Origin of the sequence: Tamaricihabitans halophyticus, assembly GCF_004340875.1 — a bacterium.
GTDB lineage: Bacteria > Actinomycetota > Actinomycetes > Mycobacteriales > Pseudonocardiaceae > Tamaricihabitans > Tamaricihabitans halophyticus.
The window spans coordinates 199,540-214,952 of the sequence record NZ_SLXQ01000010.1 but is presented as its reverse complement, the minus strand read 5'-3'; the positions used below and the strand labels follow the sequence as shown (position 1 = coordinate 214,952).

At 67.7% G+C, this 15,413-nt stretch carries 17 protein-coding genes; 8 read left to right on the top strand and 9 right to left on the bottom strand.

What is annotated here, in order from left to right; translation table 11 throughout:
- Position 1: 1 nt before the first annotated feature.
- The 3 genes from EV191_RS21325 to cobC are packed head-to-tail and all read right to left on the bottom strand — an operon-like array spanning position 2 to position 2,630.
- Positions 2 to 739: a zinc ribbon domain-containing protein gene (locus tag EV191_RS21325; protein WP_132878905.1), complete on the bottom strand. Its 738-nt coding sequence runs from the start codon at positions 737 to 739 to the stop codon at positions 2 to 4.
- Positions 739 to 1,578, bottom strand: a complete 840-nt coding sequence (locus EV191_RS21320; RefSeq protein ID WP_132878904.1) for a Nif3-like dinuclear metal center hexameric protein — start codon at positions 1,576 to 1,578, stop codon at positions 739 to 741. The genes EV191_RS21325 and EV191_RS21320 overlap by 1 nt, the downstream gene beginning before the upstream one ends.
- The gene (cobC, locus tag EV191_RS21315) at positions 1,575 to 2,630 is read right to left on the bottom strand and encodes an Rv2231c family histidinol phosphate aminotransferase CobC (protein WP_132878903.1); all 1,056 of its coding nucleotides are present in this window, start codon (positions 2,628 to 2,630) and stop codon (positions 1,575 to 1,577) included. Before cobC ends, EV191_RS21320 begins: the two co-directional genes overlap by 4 nt.
- Before the next feature lie 46 nt (positions 2,631 to 2,676).
- On the opposite strand from cobC, the gene EV191_RS21310 reads away from it, so the two are divergent.
- Together EV191_RS21310 and EV191_RS21305 are read left to right on the top strand one after the other, a co-directional pair.
- The gene (locus EV191_RS21310) at positions 2,677 to 3,135 is read left to right on the top strand and encodes a low molecular weight protein-tyrosine-phosphatase (protein ID WP_132878902.1); all 459 of its coding nucleotides are present in this window, start codon (positions 2,677 to 2,679) and stop codon (positions 3,133 to 3,135) included.
- Complete coding sequence (locus EV191_RS21305) at positions 3,128 to 4,000, top strand: fructosamine kinase family protein (protein ID WP_132878901.1); 873 nt, start codon at positions 3,128 to 3,130, stop codon at positions 3,998 to 4,000. Before EV191_RS21310 ends, EV191_RS21305 begins: the two co-directional genes overlap by 8 nt.
- A gap of 39 nt (positions 4,001 to 4,039) precedes the next feature.
- Here the strand turns inward: EV191_RS21305 and EV191_RS21300 are convergent, their stop codons facing one another.
- A complete protein-coding gene (locus tag EV191_RS21300; protein ID WP_132878900.1) occupies positions 4,040 to 4,654 on the bottom strand; it encodes a TetR/AcrR family transcriptional regulator in 615 nt (204 codons plus the stop codon).
- 103 nt (positions 4,655 to 4,757) lie between these two features.
- On the opposite strand from EV191_RS21300, the gene EV191_RS21295 reads away from it, so the two are divergent.
- Positions 4,758 to 5,939 (top strand): cytochrome P450, encoded by a 1,182-nt coding sequence (locus EV191_RS21295; protein ID WP_132878899.1) that lies wholly within the window; start codon positions 4,758 to 4,760, stop codon positions 5,937 to 5,939.
- Between the two features lie 9 nt (positions 5,940 to 5,948).
- Positions 5,949 to 6,137 carry a ferredoxin gene (locus tag EV191_RS21290; protein ID WP_207894600.1) on the top strand — a complete coding sequence of 63 codons (189 nt, stop codon included), beginning with the start codon at positions 5,949 to 5,951 and terminating at the stop codon, positions 6,135 to 6,137.
- Between the two features lie 64 nt (positions 6,138 to 6,201).
- Here the strand turns inward: EV191_RS21290 and EV191_RS21285 are convergent, their stop codons facing one another.
- Positions 6,202 to 6,786, bottom strand: a complete 585-nt coding sequence (locus EV191_RS21285) for a hypothetical protein (RefSeq protein ID WP_243659108.1) — start codon at positions 6,784 to 6,786, stop codon at positions 6,202 to 6,204.
- Positions 6,787 to 6,965: 179 nt separating this feature from the next.
- Between EV191_RS21285 and EV191_RS21280 the strand changes: the two genes are divergently transcribed.
- Entirely contained in the window at positions 6,966 to 7,844 is an 879-nt protein-coding gene (locus EV191_RS21280) for an SURF1 family cytochrome oxidase biogenesis protein (RefSeq protein WP_207894599.1), read from the top strand.
- On the opposite strand, the gene EV191_RS21275 is transcribed toward EV191_RS21280, so the two are convergent.
- Positions 7,823 to 8,587 (bottom strand): acyltransferase, encoded by a 765-nt coding sequence (locus tag EV191_RS21275; RefSeq protein ID WP_132878897.1) that lies wholly within the window; start codon positions 8,585 to 8,587, stop codon positions 7,823 to 7,825. The genes EV191_RS21280 and EV191_RS21275 overlap by 22 nt on opposite strands.
- Positions 8,588 to 8,624: 37 nt before the next feature.
- On the opposite strand from EV191_RS21275, the gene EV191_RS21270 reads away from it, so the two are divergent.
- Positions 8,625 to 9,578, top strand: a complete 954-nt coding sequence (locus tag EV191_RS21270) for a nucleoside hydrolase (RefSeq protein ID WP_132878896.1) — start codon at positions 8,625 to 8,627, stop codon at positions 9,576 to 9,578.
- 21 nt (positions 9,579 to 9,599) lie between these two features.
- Here EV191_RS21270 and EV191_RS21265 read toward each other — a convergent pair whose 3' ends face one another.
- Positions 9,600 to 10,136 (bottom strand): GbsR/MarR family transcriptional regulator, encoded by a 537-nt coding sequence (locus EV191_RS21265; RefSeq protein WP_243659107.1) that lies wholly within the window; start codon positions 10,134 to 10,136, stop codon positions 9,600 to 9,602.
- A 368-nt stretch (positions 10,137 to 10,504) separates the two neighbouring features.
- Here EV191_RS21265 and EV191_RS21260 point away from each other — a divergent pair, with 368 nt between their 5' ends.
- Together EV191_RS21260 and EV191_RS21255 are read left to right on the top strand one after the other, a co-directional pair.
- On the top strand, positions 10,505 to 11,443 hold the full coding sequence (locus EV191_RS21260) for an ABC transporter ATP-binding protein (protein ID WP_132878895.1): 939 nt from the start codon (positions 10,505 to 10,507) through the stop codon (positions 11,441 to 11,443).
- Positions 11,440 to 13,086: an ABC transporter permease gene (locus EV191_RS21255; RefSeq protein ID WP_132878894.1), complete on the top strand. Its 1,647-nt coding sequence runs from the start codon at positions 11,440 to 11,442 to the stop codon at positions 13,084 to 13,086. The genes EV191_RS21260 and EV191_RS21255 overlap by 4 nt, the downstream gene beginning before the upstream one ends.
- Positions 13,087 to 13,248: 162 nt before the next feature.
- Here EV191_RS21255 and EV191_RS21250 read toward each other — a convergent pair whose 3' ends face one another.
- Complete coding sequence (locus EV191_RS21250) at positions 13,249 to 14,421, bottom strand: THUMP-like domain-containing protein (protein ID WP_132878893.1); 1,173 nt, start codon at positions 14,419 to 14,421, stop codon at positions 13,249 to 13,251.
- Between the two features lie 3 nt (positions 14,422 to 14,424).
- Positions 14,425 to 15,411: a class I SAM-dependent methyltransferase gene (locus EV191_RS21245; RefSeq protein ID WP_132878892.1), complete on the bottom strand. Its 987-nt coding sequence runs from the start codon at positions 15,409 to 15,411 to the stop codon at positions 14,425 to 14,427.
- Between the last annotated feature and the right edge of the window lie 2 nt (positions 15,412 to 15,413).

The window sequence follows — 15,413 nt, the reverse complement described above, 5'->3', positions numbered from 1 at the left end:
GTCACAGGCCCGACTCCGGGGTTCGCACCAGGATCGCGCCGCATTCCTCGCAGTCCACTACCTCGTCGTCGGCGGTGGCCGCGATCCTGGCGATCGCGCTACGGTCCAGCTCCAACCGGCACGCCCCGCAGCGGCGGGAACGCAGCAGGGCCGCGCCGATGCCCTTGAGCTTGCGTTGCTGCTCGTAGACATCGAGCAACTCGGCGGGGAACTGCCCGACGAGCTCGGTACGCTCGGCACGCCGCCGTGCCTCGGTGGTGTCCAGATCAGCGACGGCCTCGTCCCTGCGCCGCTGGGCATCCACGAGCTTCTCCTCGGCGACCGCCAGCTCGCCCGCGGCGTGTTCGGCGTTCTTCTCGACCGCTTCGCGCTGCTCCATCAGTTCGAGCAGATCATCTTCCAGCGCGCTCTGCCTGCGCTGCAGGGTGGTCAGTTCATGCTCGATATCGGCGAGTTGCTTGGCCGATACGTCGCCGGCCTCGAGCAGTTTGCGGTCCCGTTCCTCGCGCGCCCGCACCGCCTCGATGTCTTTTTCCTGACGTTTTGTCTCGCGCTCCAGGTCGTCCAGCGAGGTTTGGATGGCGATCTGCGCGTCCTTGCGCTCGTTGGTGGTCTTTTCCGCCTCGATAACCTCGGTCAGCTCGGCGAGATTGCGCCGCCGGTGGTCAACCCGGTCCAGCTCGGCATCCACCTCGGCAAGTTCGAGCAACCGCCGCTGGACGTCTCGCTCTGCTTTCACTACGTGGACCTCCCGGTGTCGTGTGGCGCACCTGCCGCCCTGACGGTCCAGGGATCGGTGCGCAGCGTGGAGACGAGAACGTCGACCGTACCCGTAAGTGCCTCGCGGATGACGCCGGCCGCCTGCGCGCACCACGGCCATTCGCTCGCCCAGTGCGGGATATCGACAAGCGCCGGCACCTCGCCACCCAGTTCCAGGTGTTCGCTGGCCGGATGGTGCCGCAGATCGGCGGTGACGTAGGCGTCCACGCCCGCGCGTTTGGCCGCATCGAGAAAGCTGTCCCCCGCGCCGCCGCACACCGCGACGGTGCGGATCGGGCGGTTCGGATCGCCAGCACCACGCGCACCGGACGTCGTGCCGGGCACGGCATCCGCTACCCGCTGCACGAACCCGGTGAACGGTTCGGCCGCGGGTAGCTCGCCGACTCGCCCCAGCCCGGTCGCGCCGTCCGCCGCGGGCACCAGCGGGCCCTTCACGGTGAGCCCGAGCGCGCCAGCAAGCGCGTCGGATACCCCGGGGTTGGCGGAGTCGGCGTTGGTGTGCGCACAGAACAGCGCGATGCCCTGCCGGATGAGCCGATGGATCAGCGCGCCCTTTGGCTCGCTCGCGGCCACCGTGTGCACACCGCGCAACAACAGCGGATGGTGCGCCACGATCAGTCGCGCATCGCGTTCGATCGCCTCGTCGATGACCCGATCGGTCACATCCACACAGACCAGCACGGTATGCACCGGATCGTCGGGATCACCGCAGACCAGCCCGACCGCGTCCCAGGACTCCGCGAGTTCCGGCGGGTAGGCCCGCTCCAGCGCGGCGACCACCTCGGACACCGCCGTCATAACACCTCCAGTGATCGCATGACCGTACGAAGCGCGGTGACCAGCGGCGCTGCTTCCGCCGGCGCACGCACGCTGATCCGCAGGAAATCCGGGCCCAGCCCGGGAAAGGTATCCGCCCGGCGAACCGCGATACCGGCGGCGCGTAGCTCCGCGCGCACCCGGTTCGCGTCCGGAATGCGCACCAGTACAAAGGAAGCCGCTGCTGGCTCGTACACCCGCAACCCGGGCAGCTCCCGCAACCGCGCGAGCAGTTCGGCGCGATGCGCTACCCCGTCGCGCGCCTGCGCTTCGGCTTCGGCGACGGCTGCCGGTTCGCTGCACGCCAGTACCGCCTCGACCGCGAGCGTGCCGACCGGCCACTGGGCGCGCTGGGCGGTGAGCGCGGCGAGCAGATCGGGCGCGCCAAGCGCGTAGCCCGCGCGCAGTCCGGCAAGCCCCCAGGTTTTGGTCAGGCTGCGCAGCACCAACAGGCCTGGGATATCGCCGTGGCCGGCAAGGGATTCGGGCTCGCCGGGCACGGTGTCCGCGAAGGCCTCGTCCACCACGAGTACCCGGCCAGGCCGGGCCAGCCGGCGCAGCATCGTGGCGGGATGCAGTACCGAGGTGGGGTTGGTCGGATTGCCGAGCACCACCAGGTCGGCCGCTTCCGGAACCCGTTCGGGGGACAGGAGGAACCCGTCCGACTCGTCCAGCAGCACACGCGCGACCGGCACCTCGGCGGCACGCAGCGCCGCCTCGGGCTCGGTGAAGGAGGGATGCACCAGGGCGGCGAGTCGCGGCCGCAGGTTGGGTAGCAGCGCGAAGCCCTCGGCCGCACCGTTCAGGAGGACCACGTCATCTACGGCGCGCCGGTGCCGTGCGGCCACCGCCGCGCGTGCCCGCTCGTCATGCTCGGCGCGCGGGTAGCCCGCGATATCACCGAGCGCGGCGATCAACCGGTCGCGTAGCCAGCCGGGTGGTCGCTGGCGTGCCACGTTCACCGCGAAGTCGAGCAGTCCCGGGCCGGCTTCGACATCGCCGTGATGCCGCAGCCCGGCGTGCGCAGTGTCCATTGGTCGCGAGTCTAGGCCGTGGCGCGCGAGCGGTTATCGTCGCGGCGTGCATATCTGCTTCGTCTGTACCGGAAACATCTGCCGTTCGCCGATGGGCGCGTTGATTTTCACCGAGCACGCGCGAAGGGCCGGGCTCGATGCCGAGGTGCGGGTCACCAGTTGTGGCATTGGCCCGTGGCATGTCGGCGAACCGGCCGACCGGCGAGCGGCGAAGGAACTCGCGGAGCACGGGTATCCGACCGAGCATGTGGCGGCGCAGCTCGACCGCGCGCACCTGGACGCGGATCTACTGCTGGCGATGGACTCGGGGCATTACGCGACACTGCTTCGCGAGGTCGATGATCCAGAGCGAGTGCGGATGTTGCGTTCGTTCGATCCGGATTCCGCGCCGGATGCCGAGGTGCCCGATCCCTACTATGGCGGCGCTTCCGGGTTCACCGATGTCCTGCGCATGATCGAGGCGGCGATGCCGGGGTTGCTGGACTGGGTTCGCGCTCGTGGCTGAGCTAGCCGAAGAGCCAGCTACGGAGGCCGTCGCGCGTCATACCGGGCGGCGCGCCGCGCGAACCCGGCGGCTGAGTTCGCTGTGTCAGCTCGTCGAGCCGGTCGAGGGCGCGCCACTGGTGGTCAAGGAAAGCCTTGGGCCGGACGAACATGCCGCCGCCGCTGCCGCGCTGCGCTGGCTGTCCGGCAGCGATTTCCCACCGGTGCCAATGGTGCACGGGGTGGACGAGACCTGGCTGGTGATCGACTACGTGCCGCCGGGCGCACCCAGCGTCGCGGCCGCTGAGGAATTCGGCCGATCGCTGTCCGCCCTACATGCCAGCGGCGCGCCAGGATTCGGCGCGCCACCTCCCGGTGGCCCCGCCGATGCGTGGATCGGGCGGACCCGGATGCGCAACGAGACCCGAGCCGATTGGCCCGAGTTCTATGCGAGCCTGCGCATCGAGCCGTACGTCCGCGTCGCGGTCGATCAAGGAGTACTCGACGACGCGCGGGCGCGGGTGTTCGAGCAGGTGTGTGCCCGGCTGGACACGCTCGCCGGTCCGGCCGAACCACCCGCCCGGCTACACGGTGACCTGTGGAACGGCAACGTGCACTGGGCCGCTGACGGACGCGCCTGGTTGATCGATCCGGCGGCGCACGGTGGGCATCGGGAAACCGATCTGGCGATGCTGGCGCTGTTCGGCTGCCCCCAGCTGGAGCGCGTTCTCGGCGCCTATCAGGAAAGCGCGCCGCTCGCGGCCGGCTGGCGGCAACGGGTCGCGTTGCACCAGCTCTTTCCGCTCCTCGTGCACACCGTCCTGTTCGGCGGTGGTTACACCCAGCAGGCCGTGAGCGCGGCCCACACGGCACTACGCGCCGGTTGACCTCGCTCACCGTAAAGAACGCGGCCTGCGGGCGCGTAGCTAGCCGATGGTGCGTTCGAGGCCGGCGGCGGCCTGCTCGCCGGCGAGCCGAATCACGTCCATGACCTCCTCCGCCGAGCCGCCACGATCCAGCACTACCAGTACGGCGGACTGGATGGCACCGAACAGCGAGCCAACCGCGGCGGCCGCGGTCAGCGCATCGAACTTGTCCGGATAGGCCGCGTGCAGCGTCGCGCCGGTTTTCCGCTGCACCTCCTGCATCAGCAGCAGCGCCCGTGAGCGCAGCTCAGGGACCTCCGTGATCAGCCGGGTCTGCGCGATGTTCAGTGCCATCCCCGCTGGCTCGTCGCCCACCCGTGCCACGATCCGGTCGAGCAGCATGCGCAGGGCTTGCGCCGGCCCCGCCCCGCTCGCGGCGAACTCGCTGAGCAGCTCATCCGCATCGGCGATCCGGTCGAGCCGCCCCGCGAAGATCAAATCTTCCTTGCCGGAGACGTAGTTGAACAGTGTCTTGGTCGACACCCCAGCGGCCTCCGCGACCTGCGCCACGGTGGTTTCCGCGTAGCCCTGCCGCTCGAACAGCTCCACCGCGGCATGCAGTAGCGCCGCCCGCGTCCGCGATTTGCGGCGCTCCCGCAGCCCCGACTCGACCATCCGCTTACCTTAGAGCCCTCGCCAAACTTTCAACAGTTGTAAGTTAGTAGTAGCTCATGTTTGACTGTCACTATCAGTTTTTATCGGCCGAAAGGAGCCGGCGATGGCCGCACCGCTGCCGACCGCCCGAACCAATCCGTTCGACCCGCCCGAGGAGTTGCGCGCCGACGATCGCGGGATCCGCCGGTTCACGCTGCCGGACGGCAGCCTCGGCTGGCTGATCACCAGCCATCCGCTAGCCAAATCGGTGCTCGCCGACAGTGGCTTCAGCAGCAAGATGGAGCTACGCAAGCAGGTCGTGGCACGCGGCGAAACCCGGGACAAGGAAACCGGAAAACCACCGGTCGACGGGATGTTCATCGCGATGGACCCGCCCGAGCACACCCGCTTTCGCCGGCAGCTGACCGGCCAGTTCACCGTGCGCCGGATGAATCAGCTGCAACCCCGTATCCAGCAGATCGTGGACGAACACCTGGAAGCCATGGCGGCCTCGGGGCCACCCGCTGACCTGGTTGCGGCCTTCGCGCTACCGGTGCCATCGCTGGTGATCTGCGAACTGCTCGGCGTGCCTTATGCCGATCGCGCGGATTTCCAGCGAAACAGCGCGACCGCTTTGCGACTGGGAGTCTCGGACGAGGAAGCGCTCGCCGCGGTCCAGTCCCTTGCCGGCTTCCTCGCCGGATTGATCGAGCGGAAACGGCGCGAGCCCACCGACGACCTGCTGAGCGGACTCATCGAAAACGGCGAACTCACCGATCGCGAGCTGATCGGCGTCAGCATGGTCCTGCTTGTCGCGGGGCACGAGACCACCGCGAATATGCTCAGCCTTGGCACGCTGGCGCTGCTGCGACACCCGGAGCAAGCCGATGCCCTGCGGGCCAGCGAAACCAGCGTGGATGTCGCCGTCGAAGAGCTACTCCGCTATCTCTCGGTGATCCAGTTCGGCACCACCCGGGTGGCCACGTACGAAACGGAACTGGGCGGCGAGGGCATTGCCGTCGGCGACCAGGTCCTGCTGTCCATTCCAGCCGCGAACCGGGATTCCGGCCAGTTCGCCGAACCGGATCAGCTGAACCTTGCCGGGCAAACCCAAGGGCACCTGGCCTTCGGTCACGGGGTGCACCAATGTCTTGGCCAGCAATTGGCCAGAATCGAGATGCGCATCGGTTACACCACGCTGCTGCGCCGGTTCCCCACGCTGCGCCTCGCGGTGCCAGTCGCGGACATACCGCTGCGCACCGATATGACGATCTATGGCGTGCACGAGCTACCTGTCTCGTGGTAGGGAGAACAAGTGATCAAAGCGGACACCAACGTGTGCATCGGCGCCGGCATGTGCGCGCTCACCGCCCCCGAGGTCTTCGATCAGAGCGAGGACGACGGCACGGTGATCCTGCTGACCGATTCGCCGACGGCGGAGCAGCTCGCGATCGTCGAGGAAGCGGTCAATCTCTGCCCGTCCGGCGCGCTGAGCCTGGGCTGAAGGTGAACTGAGCCTGGACGGCTGGTTGGCCGCCACGGGTGATGACCAACCAGCCGGTACCTACTTACTTCATCCAGACCACGGGGTCGTCGCGGTAGTCGTCCTCATCGAACTTGACCCCGCCGACCTCGCGACCTTCCTGACCGCCCTGCAGGTTGCAGGTTTCGAAGGTGGCGCCGACCTCGGTGAAGTCCTCGTCCGGACGCACCTGCTCACAGTCGCCGAGGCTGCCCGTCAACACCGTGCCGGTGGTGCCGCCGTCAGCGGTGATACCGCCGAGCCGAGGCACCGAGGTGTTGCCGAAGTCGCTGCCATCGACGTTTTCCACCGTGTACTTGATGTAGTACGGAATGATCTTCGCGGCGTCCGGGTTATCCGCATTGTCCGCGCGGAAGCCCTCGGTGTCGCCTTCCTCGATAGAGGTGACGGTGATGCCGATAGCGCCCTCCTCGAAGGGCAGCACCGCGCGGTCACCCACCGAAAGCTCGGTACCCGGCTCGGTCAGCTCCGCGTCCCCGGCGGTCCCGGCATCCGCCGGCTCCTCGCTCGGTTCCGACGCGGAAGTCTCCGCCGTTGTGGGCGCGGCGGAGTCCTGCTCATCGTCCCCGCTGCCGCAGGCAGAGGCCGCTATCGCGGCTGCACCTAACACTGCCAGCAACGTAATCCGTGTGTTTTTAATTGTTCGTCCCTCTCAATGTCCCGGTAATGCGCTTAACAGCCTTAACTGTGACGCTTTGACGCAATACGTCAGGAATGTCGGACTGTAACGTCGATCACGGGCGCGACCCTGACGGGTGCGCTGCGACGGGGACCGCTTACCGTTGAGGTGTGCGGTGGAAGTTTCTGCTACGACCAGGCTGGCTCGGGCTGACCGCTGTCGTCTTCGTGTTCGCCGCGGCCTGCTACACGATGCTGGCCCCATGGCAGTTCGACCGGCATGACGAACAAAGCACGCAGAACGCCGCCTTGGAGCGCTCGTTCGAGGAGCGCCCTCGGCCACTTACCGAGATCCTGCCGAACGGCACCGCGCCTACCACGAACGAGCAGTGGGAACAGGTACGGATGACCGGCCGGTACCTACCGGACGACGAGGTGGTCGCCAGGTTGCGCACCGTGGACGGCGGGGCCGCCTTCGAGGTTCTCACTCCGTTTCAGCTGACCAACGGCCAGTACGTACTGGTCAACCGCGGCTTCGTGGAACCGGACGGGCAGAGCAGAATCCCCGACTACGCCGCGGCGCCCCGTGGGCAGGTAGAACTCAGCGCCCGCATCCGCGCGGACGAAAACGATCCGCAGAACCGGCCCGCGTTCGCCGAGGACGGCCACCAGCAGGTGTACGCCATCAACGCGGACACCGTCGGTCAGACGACCGGCTTGCGGATCAACCCCGGATACCTGCAGCTTTCCGCCGAGCAACCGGGAGGGCTTCGCCCACTGCCACTCCCGCAGCTGGAAGCGGGGCCGTACTTCTCCTATGCCTTGCAGTGGATCGCCTTCGGCACGATGGCAATCCTCGGCTGGGGCTACTTCAGCTGGCGGGAGGCTCGGCCAGGTGGCGCGCTGGCCGAACCGAAGCCGCGCCGCAAGTCCGTCGCGGAAATTCTCGCCGAGGATGAACGCGCCGAACGGGCCGCCAGCGAGGACACGCAAACCAGCGATGATCCCGATCGGCCACCGGCCACGGCTCAGGCGCCGTCGCCCTCCTGATAGGAACGCTCGACCGCCTCGGCCGCCTTGCGCGCCATATCCGCCACTGCGGCCCTGCGCTGCGCGTCCGCCTCGTAGTCGGCCAGCCGATCACGCACCACCCTTGCTGGCGAACCGACCGCGATCCCGTAGTCCGGAATATCGCCACGAACCACCGCATGCGCGCCAAGTACACAGCCGCGGCCAACCCGGGTGCCGCGTAGCACCGACACCTTGGTACCGATCCAGCAGTCCGGGCCGATCCTCGTCGGTAGCTTGACGATGCCCTGATCCTTGATCGGGAGGTGCACATCGGCGGTCACATGGTCGAAATCGCAGATATACACCCAGTCGGCGATCAATGTAGCCGCGCCGATCTCGATGTCCAGGTAGCAGTTGATGGTGTTCTGCCGCCCGAAGACGGCCTTGTCGCCGATCCGCAGCGATCCTTCATGGCAGCGAATCGCGTTCCCGTCCCCGATGTGTACCCAGCGACCGATCTCCAACCGGCCGTAGCCGGGCCGGCAGTGCAGCTCGACGTCCTTGCCCAGAAACACCATGCCGCGCAGGATCACGTGCGGATTGGCCAGCCGAAACCGCAGCAACCGCCAGTACCGCACCAGGTACCACGGGGTGTACGCGCGGTTACGCAGGACCCAGCGCAGCGACTCCCTGGTGAGGAACTTCGCTTGGCGCGGATCGCGCCGGATCCCGCGCCAGGCGCGCAGCCGTTCCGTCACCGGCGAACCCCACATCGACGTCATATCGCCAGACCGTATCGGGCCGCGATCTAATGAGCCCATGCGACCACTGATCATCGACACCGACCCCGGCGTGGACGACGCCTTCGCGATTGCCCTCGCGGCGCGCAGTCCGGAGGTCGAGCTCCGCGCGCTGACCACGGTCTTCGGAAACGTGCCGTTGACAAGGACCACGGAGAACGCGCGCCGGCTGCTCGCCCTGTGCGGGCGCCCGGATGTGCCCGTCGCGGTGGGCGCCGACCGTCCGCTGGCACACCCGCATCCGATGCGCGCGCGGTACGCGCACGGCGCGGACGGCCTTTCCGGACACGCGGACGTACTGCCCGCCGCGACCGTGCCGGTACACCAGCACGGCGCCGTCGCGCTACTGGCCGAACTGCTCAGGGACAGCAGCGAGCCGGTCACCATCGCGGCGATCGGACCGTTGACGAATATCGCCCTACTGCTCGCCGCGTACCCGGAGCTGACCCCCAAGATCGATCGGCTGGTGATCATGGGCGGCGGCCTGGACGGCGGGAACACCACCGCCTCCGCCGAGTTCAACATCTGGAGCGACCCGGAAGCCGCCCGCAGGGTCCTCGTCGAAGAGGCCGTGCCGACCGTGCTGGTGCCGCTGGAGCTGACGACCGCATGCGCGGTCAGCGGCGACTGGCTGGATTCGCTGCCGGCGGCCGGCGCGATTGGCACCGCGCTGCATGCGCTCATCCCCGACTACCGTGCCTACTACCAGACCGCGCTCGGCAGAGACGGCATGGTCGTGCACGACGTCCTCGCGGTTGCCGAGGCCATCCGGCCGGGAACGCTGGACTGCGAGTCTCTTCCGATCGAGGTGGAATGCGGCTTCGGCCCAGGGCGTGGAGCGACACTCGCCGACCGGCGGCGAACCGAGCTGGGCGAGATCACGCCAGGCGAGCGGTCCCGCGAGGTACTGGTTGCCATCGACGCCGACCGCGACGAGCTACACCGCTACCTGCTCGCCGGGCTGACCGGCTAACCGGTCCAGGAATCCAGCAGCTCAGGCTTCGGGCACCTCGTCCTCGGCAGCCCACTTGGCCCGCAGCTCCTGCCGGCGCACACTCCATTCCTCGATCAGCTCGGGCAGCTTCGCCTGCATGAACTCGAGGAAATGCAAGGTTTCGGCCAGCCTGCGGCCAGCCGCGGTATCCGGGCCGAGCACGTCGATACCTTCCTTCGCGGTGACCGCCCACTGTCGAATGCCCTGATCCTTGCGGGTCGCGCCCTCGTACCAGGTGTCGTCGTGCAGCACGTAGTGATCCCGCCGCTCCCCCGGTTCGCGCTCCCTACGCAGTAGGTTCAACTGCATGAGGTAACGCACCGCACCGGATACCGCGCCAGGACTGGCGCGCAACAGCTCGGCCAGCTCACCTGCCGTGACCTTTCCCGAATCGATGGTGAGCAGGGCGACGAACACCCGCGCCGGCATCCGCGCCATCCCCAGATCCGTCAACACCGCCGCGAAACGCTCGATGAAGCGCGACACGTCGTCCGGTTCCCGAACGGGTGACGCGTTGTCCTCCGGCACCGCAACCACCAGGCCATCCTTCCGTTGGCAACCCCACTGGGTCAGTTTATACGATTCCTTAACTTCACAAAATTGTGAAGCTACTGTAGATTCCGATGCATGACGAGATTGACGCTGCTGACCGGTTGGGGCGAAGCCCTGCGTCGGCCTGGCCGCCTGTCGTCGTCGTACGCGGGGGCGCGCAAGGCCGACTCGGACCCGCCGAGATAACTCACCCCGGATAACTACCCGCCTACGGCTTACGGCGTGATGTGTACCGCCCGCCGTAAGCGCCGCGTTCGCCAACCGATCGGGTGCGCGTGTCATTCGCCATTCGAAACCCAACGGCGCGAACGTATCCCGCAACAAGACTTCGCTCGACGAAAGGGCAACCCGCCATGTCTACCAACAGCCAACCAACCAGCGGTGCCGCGATCGCGGTCTCCGGGTTGACCAAAACGTTTGGCCCGACCAAGGCGCTCGACAACCTGCACCTGACCGTGGGAACCGGCGAGGTGCACGGCTTCCTTGGCCCCAACGGGGCCGGCAAGTCGACGACGATCCGCGTACTGCTCGGCCTGCTGCGCGCCGACTCGGGTACCGCCAAGGTCCTCGGTGGCGACCCGTGGAACGACGCCGTCGCACTGCACCGGCGACTCGCCTACGTACCGGGTGATGTGAGCCTGTGGCCGAACCTCACCGGTGGCGAGGCGATCGACCTGTTCGCGCGGCTGCGCGGCGGATTCGACCGCAAGCGGCGCAATGAGCTCTGCGAGCGCTTCGACCTGGACCCAACCAAGAAGGGGCGGACCTACTCGAAGGGCAACCGGCAGAAGGTGGCCATCGTCGCCGCGCTCGCCTCCGATGTGGAACTGCTGATCCTGGACGAGCCGACCGCCGGCCTGGACCCGCTGATGGAAGCGATCTTCGCGGACGCGATCAACGAGGTGAAAGACGCTGGCCGCACGGTGCTGCTGTCCAGCCACATCCTCGCGCAGGTCGAAGCGCTGTGCGACCGGGTCTCGATTATCCGGCAGGGCCACATCGTCGAATCCGGATCGCTTTCCGATCTGCGGCACCTGACCAGGACCAGCGTGCAGGTGGAAACCGTCCGTCCGGCGGCCGGGCTGGAATCGCTGCCCGGCGTGCACGACCTGTCCTCGACCAACGGCAAGCTGCACTTCGATGTGGACACCGATCAGCTGGACGGCATCATCGGGCATCTGCATGGCCTGGGAATCCGGTCACTGGTCAGCCAGCCACCGACACTCGAGCAGCTGTTCATGCGTCACTACGGCGAGGAGCTCGCCGAGGCCACGAACGGGAGCAGCCGATGAGCACCATGACCATGTCTCGTCCGGCGGCCCAGGCCCCCGGACGGCAGAACAGCTTGGCAGGCACCGGCACGCTGATCCGGTTCATGCTGCGCAGGGACCGGGTTCGGATCCCGGTATGGCTGATCGTCTTCGCGCTCGTACCGATCGGGACGCTCAGCAGTTTCGCCGAGGCCTACCCGTCGGCCGCCGACCGGATGGCGACCGCGCAGAGCATGAACTCCCCCGCCGCACTGGCCATGCTCGGGCCGGCCCACTACTTCGCGGACTACAACTCGGGCTCGATGCTGATGCATCAGCTGTTCGCGTTCACCGCGATGGCCGTCGGGCTGATGAGCGTGCTACTCGTGGTGCGGCACACCCGCACCGAAGAGGAAACCGGCCGCGCCGAACTGGTGCGTGCGACGGTGGTCGGCCGGCACGCGAACACCGCGGCCGCGCTGATCGTGGCGTTCGCGACCAACGTCGTACTCGGCTTGCTGATCGCGGCGAGCACCGCCACTTCGGATATGGACGGCATCACCACCAGTGGCGCACTGCTCTTCGGTGCCGCGCACACGGCGGTCGGCATCGTGTTCGCCGCGCTCGCCGCAGTGACCGTGCAGATCACCGGATACTCCCGGGGTGCGTCCGGGATGGCGCTGGCCGGGATCGGGGTAGCCTACGTGCTGCGCGCGGCTGGCGATGTCGGCGAGAACGGGTTGTCCTGGGTATCGCCGATCGGTTGGGGACAGCGCACCTGGGTGTTCGTGGACGGCCGCTGGTGGCCGCTGCTGCTGTCGGTGGCGCTGACCGTCGTACTCACCGTCCTCGCGGTCATCCTGAGCACCCGGCGGGATGTCGGCTCCGGACTGCGGCAGGCCCGACCTGGCTCGCCAGCGGCTTCCGACCTGCTGGTCAAGCCGTTCGGCCTGGCGCTGCGGCTACACCGGGGCATGCTGATCGGTTTTACCGTCACGGTCGCGCTGCTCGCCGTCGCCTATGGCTCCATCTTCGGCGACATCGACGAGATGCTTGGCAGCGTCACGGCGCTGTCGGATGCGCTGGCCGAGCAGGGCGGCGTACTCATCGAAGCGTTCCTGTCGATGGTCATGCTGGTCACCGCGGTGACCGTGGCCATCTACGCGGTGCTCGCTACCAACCGGATGCGGGCTGAAGAGCTGGCGGGACGGGCCGAACCGGTGCTCGCGCTACCGCTGTCCCGCACCCGTTGGGTGGGCAGCCACCTCGCGGTGACTTTGCTCGGCTCGGCTGTCATGCAGCTGATCGGGGGCGCACTGCTCGGGTACTTCGCCGCGGACGCGACCGGCGACGGCGCGCTGTTCGGCAAGTCGATCGCCGCCGCGGCGGCGTACCTGCCAGCGTTGTGGTGCACCATCGGTCTGGTCGTGCTGCTCTACGGGCTGCGTCCACAGTGGATCGGACTGGGCTGGCTCGTGCCGGTATGGGCCTTTGGTATCGGTTACCTCGGCAACATCCTCGGACTGCCTACGTGGCTGGCCAAGCTCTCGCCGTTCGGGCATGTACCGGAGATGCCATCCGAGGAGTTCAGCCTGCCGCCCGTGCTGGCACTGACCGCGATCGCGGTCGCGTTGATCGCGATCGGCCTTGCCGGCTTGAAGCGGCGAAGCATCAACGTGGTCTGACGACCACGGAGCATTTCCCGAGGCGGACACCGGCATCGGGGCCTGGTGACCGCGGGAGATGGGGGAAAGAGGTCCGGTGGCGCGCGCTGCGGGTCGCGCGTCATCGGACCTTCTCACCCGCACGATCGCTGAAGAACGTGGTTTACGGAAGACGCTGGCGGGTCAGGTTCGGTGCGGTTCACAGATGAATGCGTGCGGCGCACGGCCAATCCGGGTAAGGAGCACGCTGACCGCCGCCTCGCCCTTCGGCTTCAACCGGTTACGCAACTCGTCCGGATCGATGTCCACACCCCGCGCCAGGATCTCCAACTTCCCGACACCCCGCGCGCGCAGCGCCTGACGTAGCGATTTCTCCCGGAACTTCCCGTGTTCGAGCACCCGGAACGCCCGGACCCCCGGCGGCGGATGATCCCCGGTGAGGTACGCGATCCGCTCGTCCAACTGCCCCAAGCCGTGCCGCGCCGCGTACTGGCGCACCAGCCCGGCCCGCACGATCGCCCCGTCCGGGTCAACCAACCAGGCACCCGGCTCCCGCTCGACACAGTCGTCCGGCTCATCCTCGGTTACCGACCACGCCGAACCATCCGAACCGAGTACGGTCGCCGTACTTCGGGGGCCAGCCAACGCGCCAGCCCACAGGCATGCCTCACGTACCCGACCATCCAGGGAAACCACCTCGAACTCCCGAGCCCACGGCACGGCGCTGCGGTCGATCCCCGGCGCGCATTTCACTACCAGTTCACGGTTCCCGTACACCTCGGCCAGCTCGCCGAGTGGCGGCGCGTAGTCGCTGGGCCGCCAGCTACGCCGGCCAGCCTTGTCCCGCCGGCCGGGATCGGCGAACACCACCGCGGCACGCGATACCGGCCGCAGCGCGTCCGCCCGCGTCAACCAGGGCACGCTTCCCGCCAACCCCAAGTTGTGCCGCGCCATGGCCAATCGCACTTCGTCCACATCGGAACCGAGGACCGTACTGGCCCGAGTGCCGAGCGCGGCGAGATCCACGCCGACCGAGCAGGTCACGTCGTGTACCGGTAATCCGGCAATGCGCTCCGCTCGGTGCAGCGCGACCGGCCACGCAGTGGCCTGCTGCAGGGCTTCATCGGTGAACAACCAGTCGCTGAAGCCAGGCAGTTTCTCCACGGACTTGCGCCGCAGCAGCACGGTTTCCAGTACCGCGCCCGCGAAATCGCTACCAGCCACGCCCCGCGCCGCGGCCACATCGGCCATCCGCGAGGCGCTGGTGAGCGGGAGCTCCGCGCAGGTCCGCAGCGCTTCCCGCCCCGTCGCGGAAGTCAGGAACTCGACATCCGCCCGACCGAACCGATAACCCACCGGCTAACCGCCCGACAACTCCACCGGCGGATGCGGTTTCGTGCCGCTGATCATCACGTTGTAGAACAGCTCTCTCGGCAACACCTTGGCCAGTAGCTTTCGGTCCACATCAGACAGTCGAAGCCAGGCGTGGTAGGCGAACAGCTTCCACCGCAGTCCCAACTTGTCCGGCGGAACCGCGGCTTCGAAGGTCCGCACCGGCCAACCGAGCAGTGCGGCGGAGAACTCATCGGTCACCGCTCGCACGTCGACGGCGCCGGCACGCAGTGCCATCCGCTCCAACTGGCCGGGATCGAAGGTATGCAGATCGACGACAGCTTCGAGTGCGGCCGCCCGGGAGGAAGAATCCAATTCGGACTGCGGGCGACGCCAGGAGCCGAGACCGGGCAGCTTGGTGATATTCGTCGTCAGCCACCAGGTCAGCTGGCCAAGCTTGCGGGCGTAGCGATCACCGATCTTGGTCGGTTCGCCACCGAACACGAACCGCCCGCCCGGCTTGAGAACCCGGAGTACTTCCCGGAACGCGGCCGAAACATCCGGAATATGGTGCAGCACCGCATGCCCGACGACCAGATCGAAACTGTCGTCCGGGTACGGGATGCCTTCGGCATCGGCCACCTTGCCGGAGACGTCCAGGCCAAGCTGCTCGGCGTTGCGCAACGCCGCCTGCACCATGCCCGGTGAAAGGTCGGTCACCGAGCCACGCTTGATCACCCCGCCCTGCATGAGGTTCAACAGGAAGAATCCGGTGCCGCTGCCCAATTCCATCGCCGTCGGGTACGGCCAGCCTTCCGTACCGGCCGCGGCGCGGAACACGTCGAGCGCGTAGGACACGCAACGCTCGTCGTAGGAGATCGACCATTTGTCGTCGTAGGTTTCGGCTTCCCAGTCGTGGTAGAGCACGTTGGCCAGCTTGGGATCCGACCAGGCCGCGTCGACCTCGGCCGCGCTGGCATGCGGATTGGGTGCCGGGTCGGCATGCGGTGCCACGC

Bases quoted from the DNA above. Each gene is read 5' to 3' on its own strand.
- EV191_RS21255 (WP_132878894.1), top strand. From the start codon at position 11,440: ATGAGCACCATGACCATGTCTCGTCCGGCGGCCCAGGCCCCCGGACGG.
- EV191_RS21275 (WP_132878897.1), bottom strand. From the start codon at position 8,587: ATGACGTCGATGTGGGGTTCGCCGGTGACGGAACGGCTGCGCGCCTGG.
- EV191_RS21320 (WP_132878904.1), bottom strand. From the start codon at position 1,578: ATGACGGCGGTGTCCGAGGTGGTCGCCGCGCTGGAGCGGGCCTACCCG.
- EV191_RS21270 (WP_132878896.1), top strand. From the start codon at position 8,625: ATGCGACCACTGATCATCGACACCGACCCCGGCGTGGACGACGCCTTC.
- EV191_RS21300 (WP_132878900.1), bottom strand. From the start codon at position 4,654: ATGGTCGAGTCGGGGCTGCGGGAGCGCCGCAAATCGCGGACGCGGGCG.
- EV191_RS21260 (WP_132878895.1), top strand. From the start codon at position 10,505: ATGTCTACCAACAGCCAACCAACCAGCGGTGCCGCGATCGCGGTCTCC.
- cobC (WP_132878903.1), bottom strand. From the start codon at position 2,630: ATGGACACTGCGCACGCCGGGCTGCGGCATCACGGCGATGTCGAAGCC.
- EV191_RS21295 (WP_132878899.1), top strand. From the start codon at position 4,758: ATGGCCGCACCGCTGCCGACCGCCCGAACCAATCCGTTCGACCCGCCC.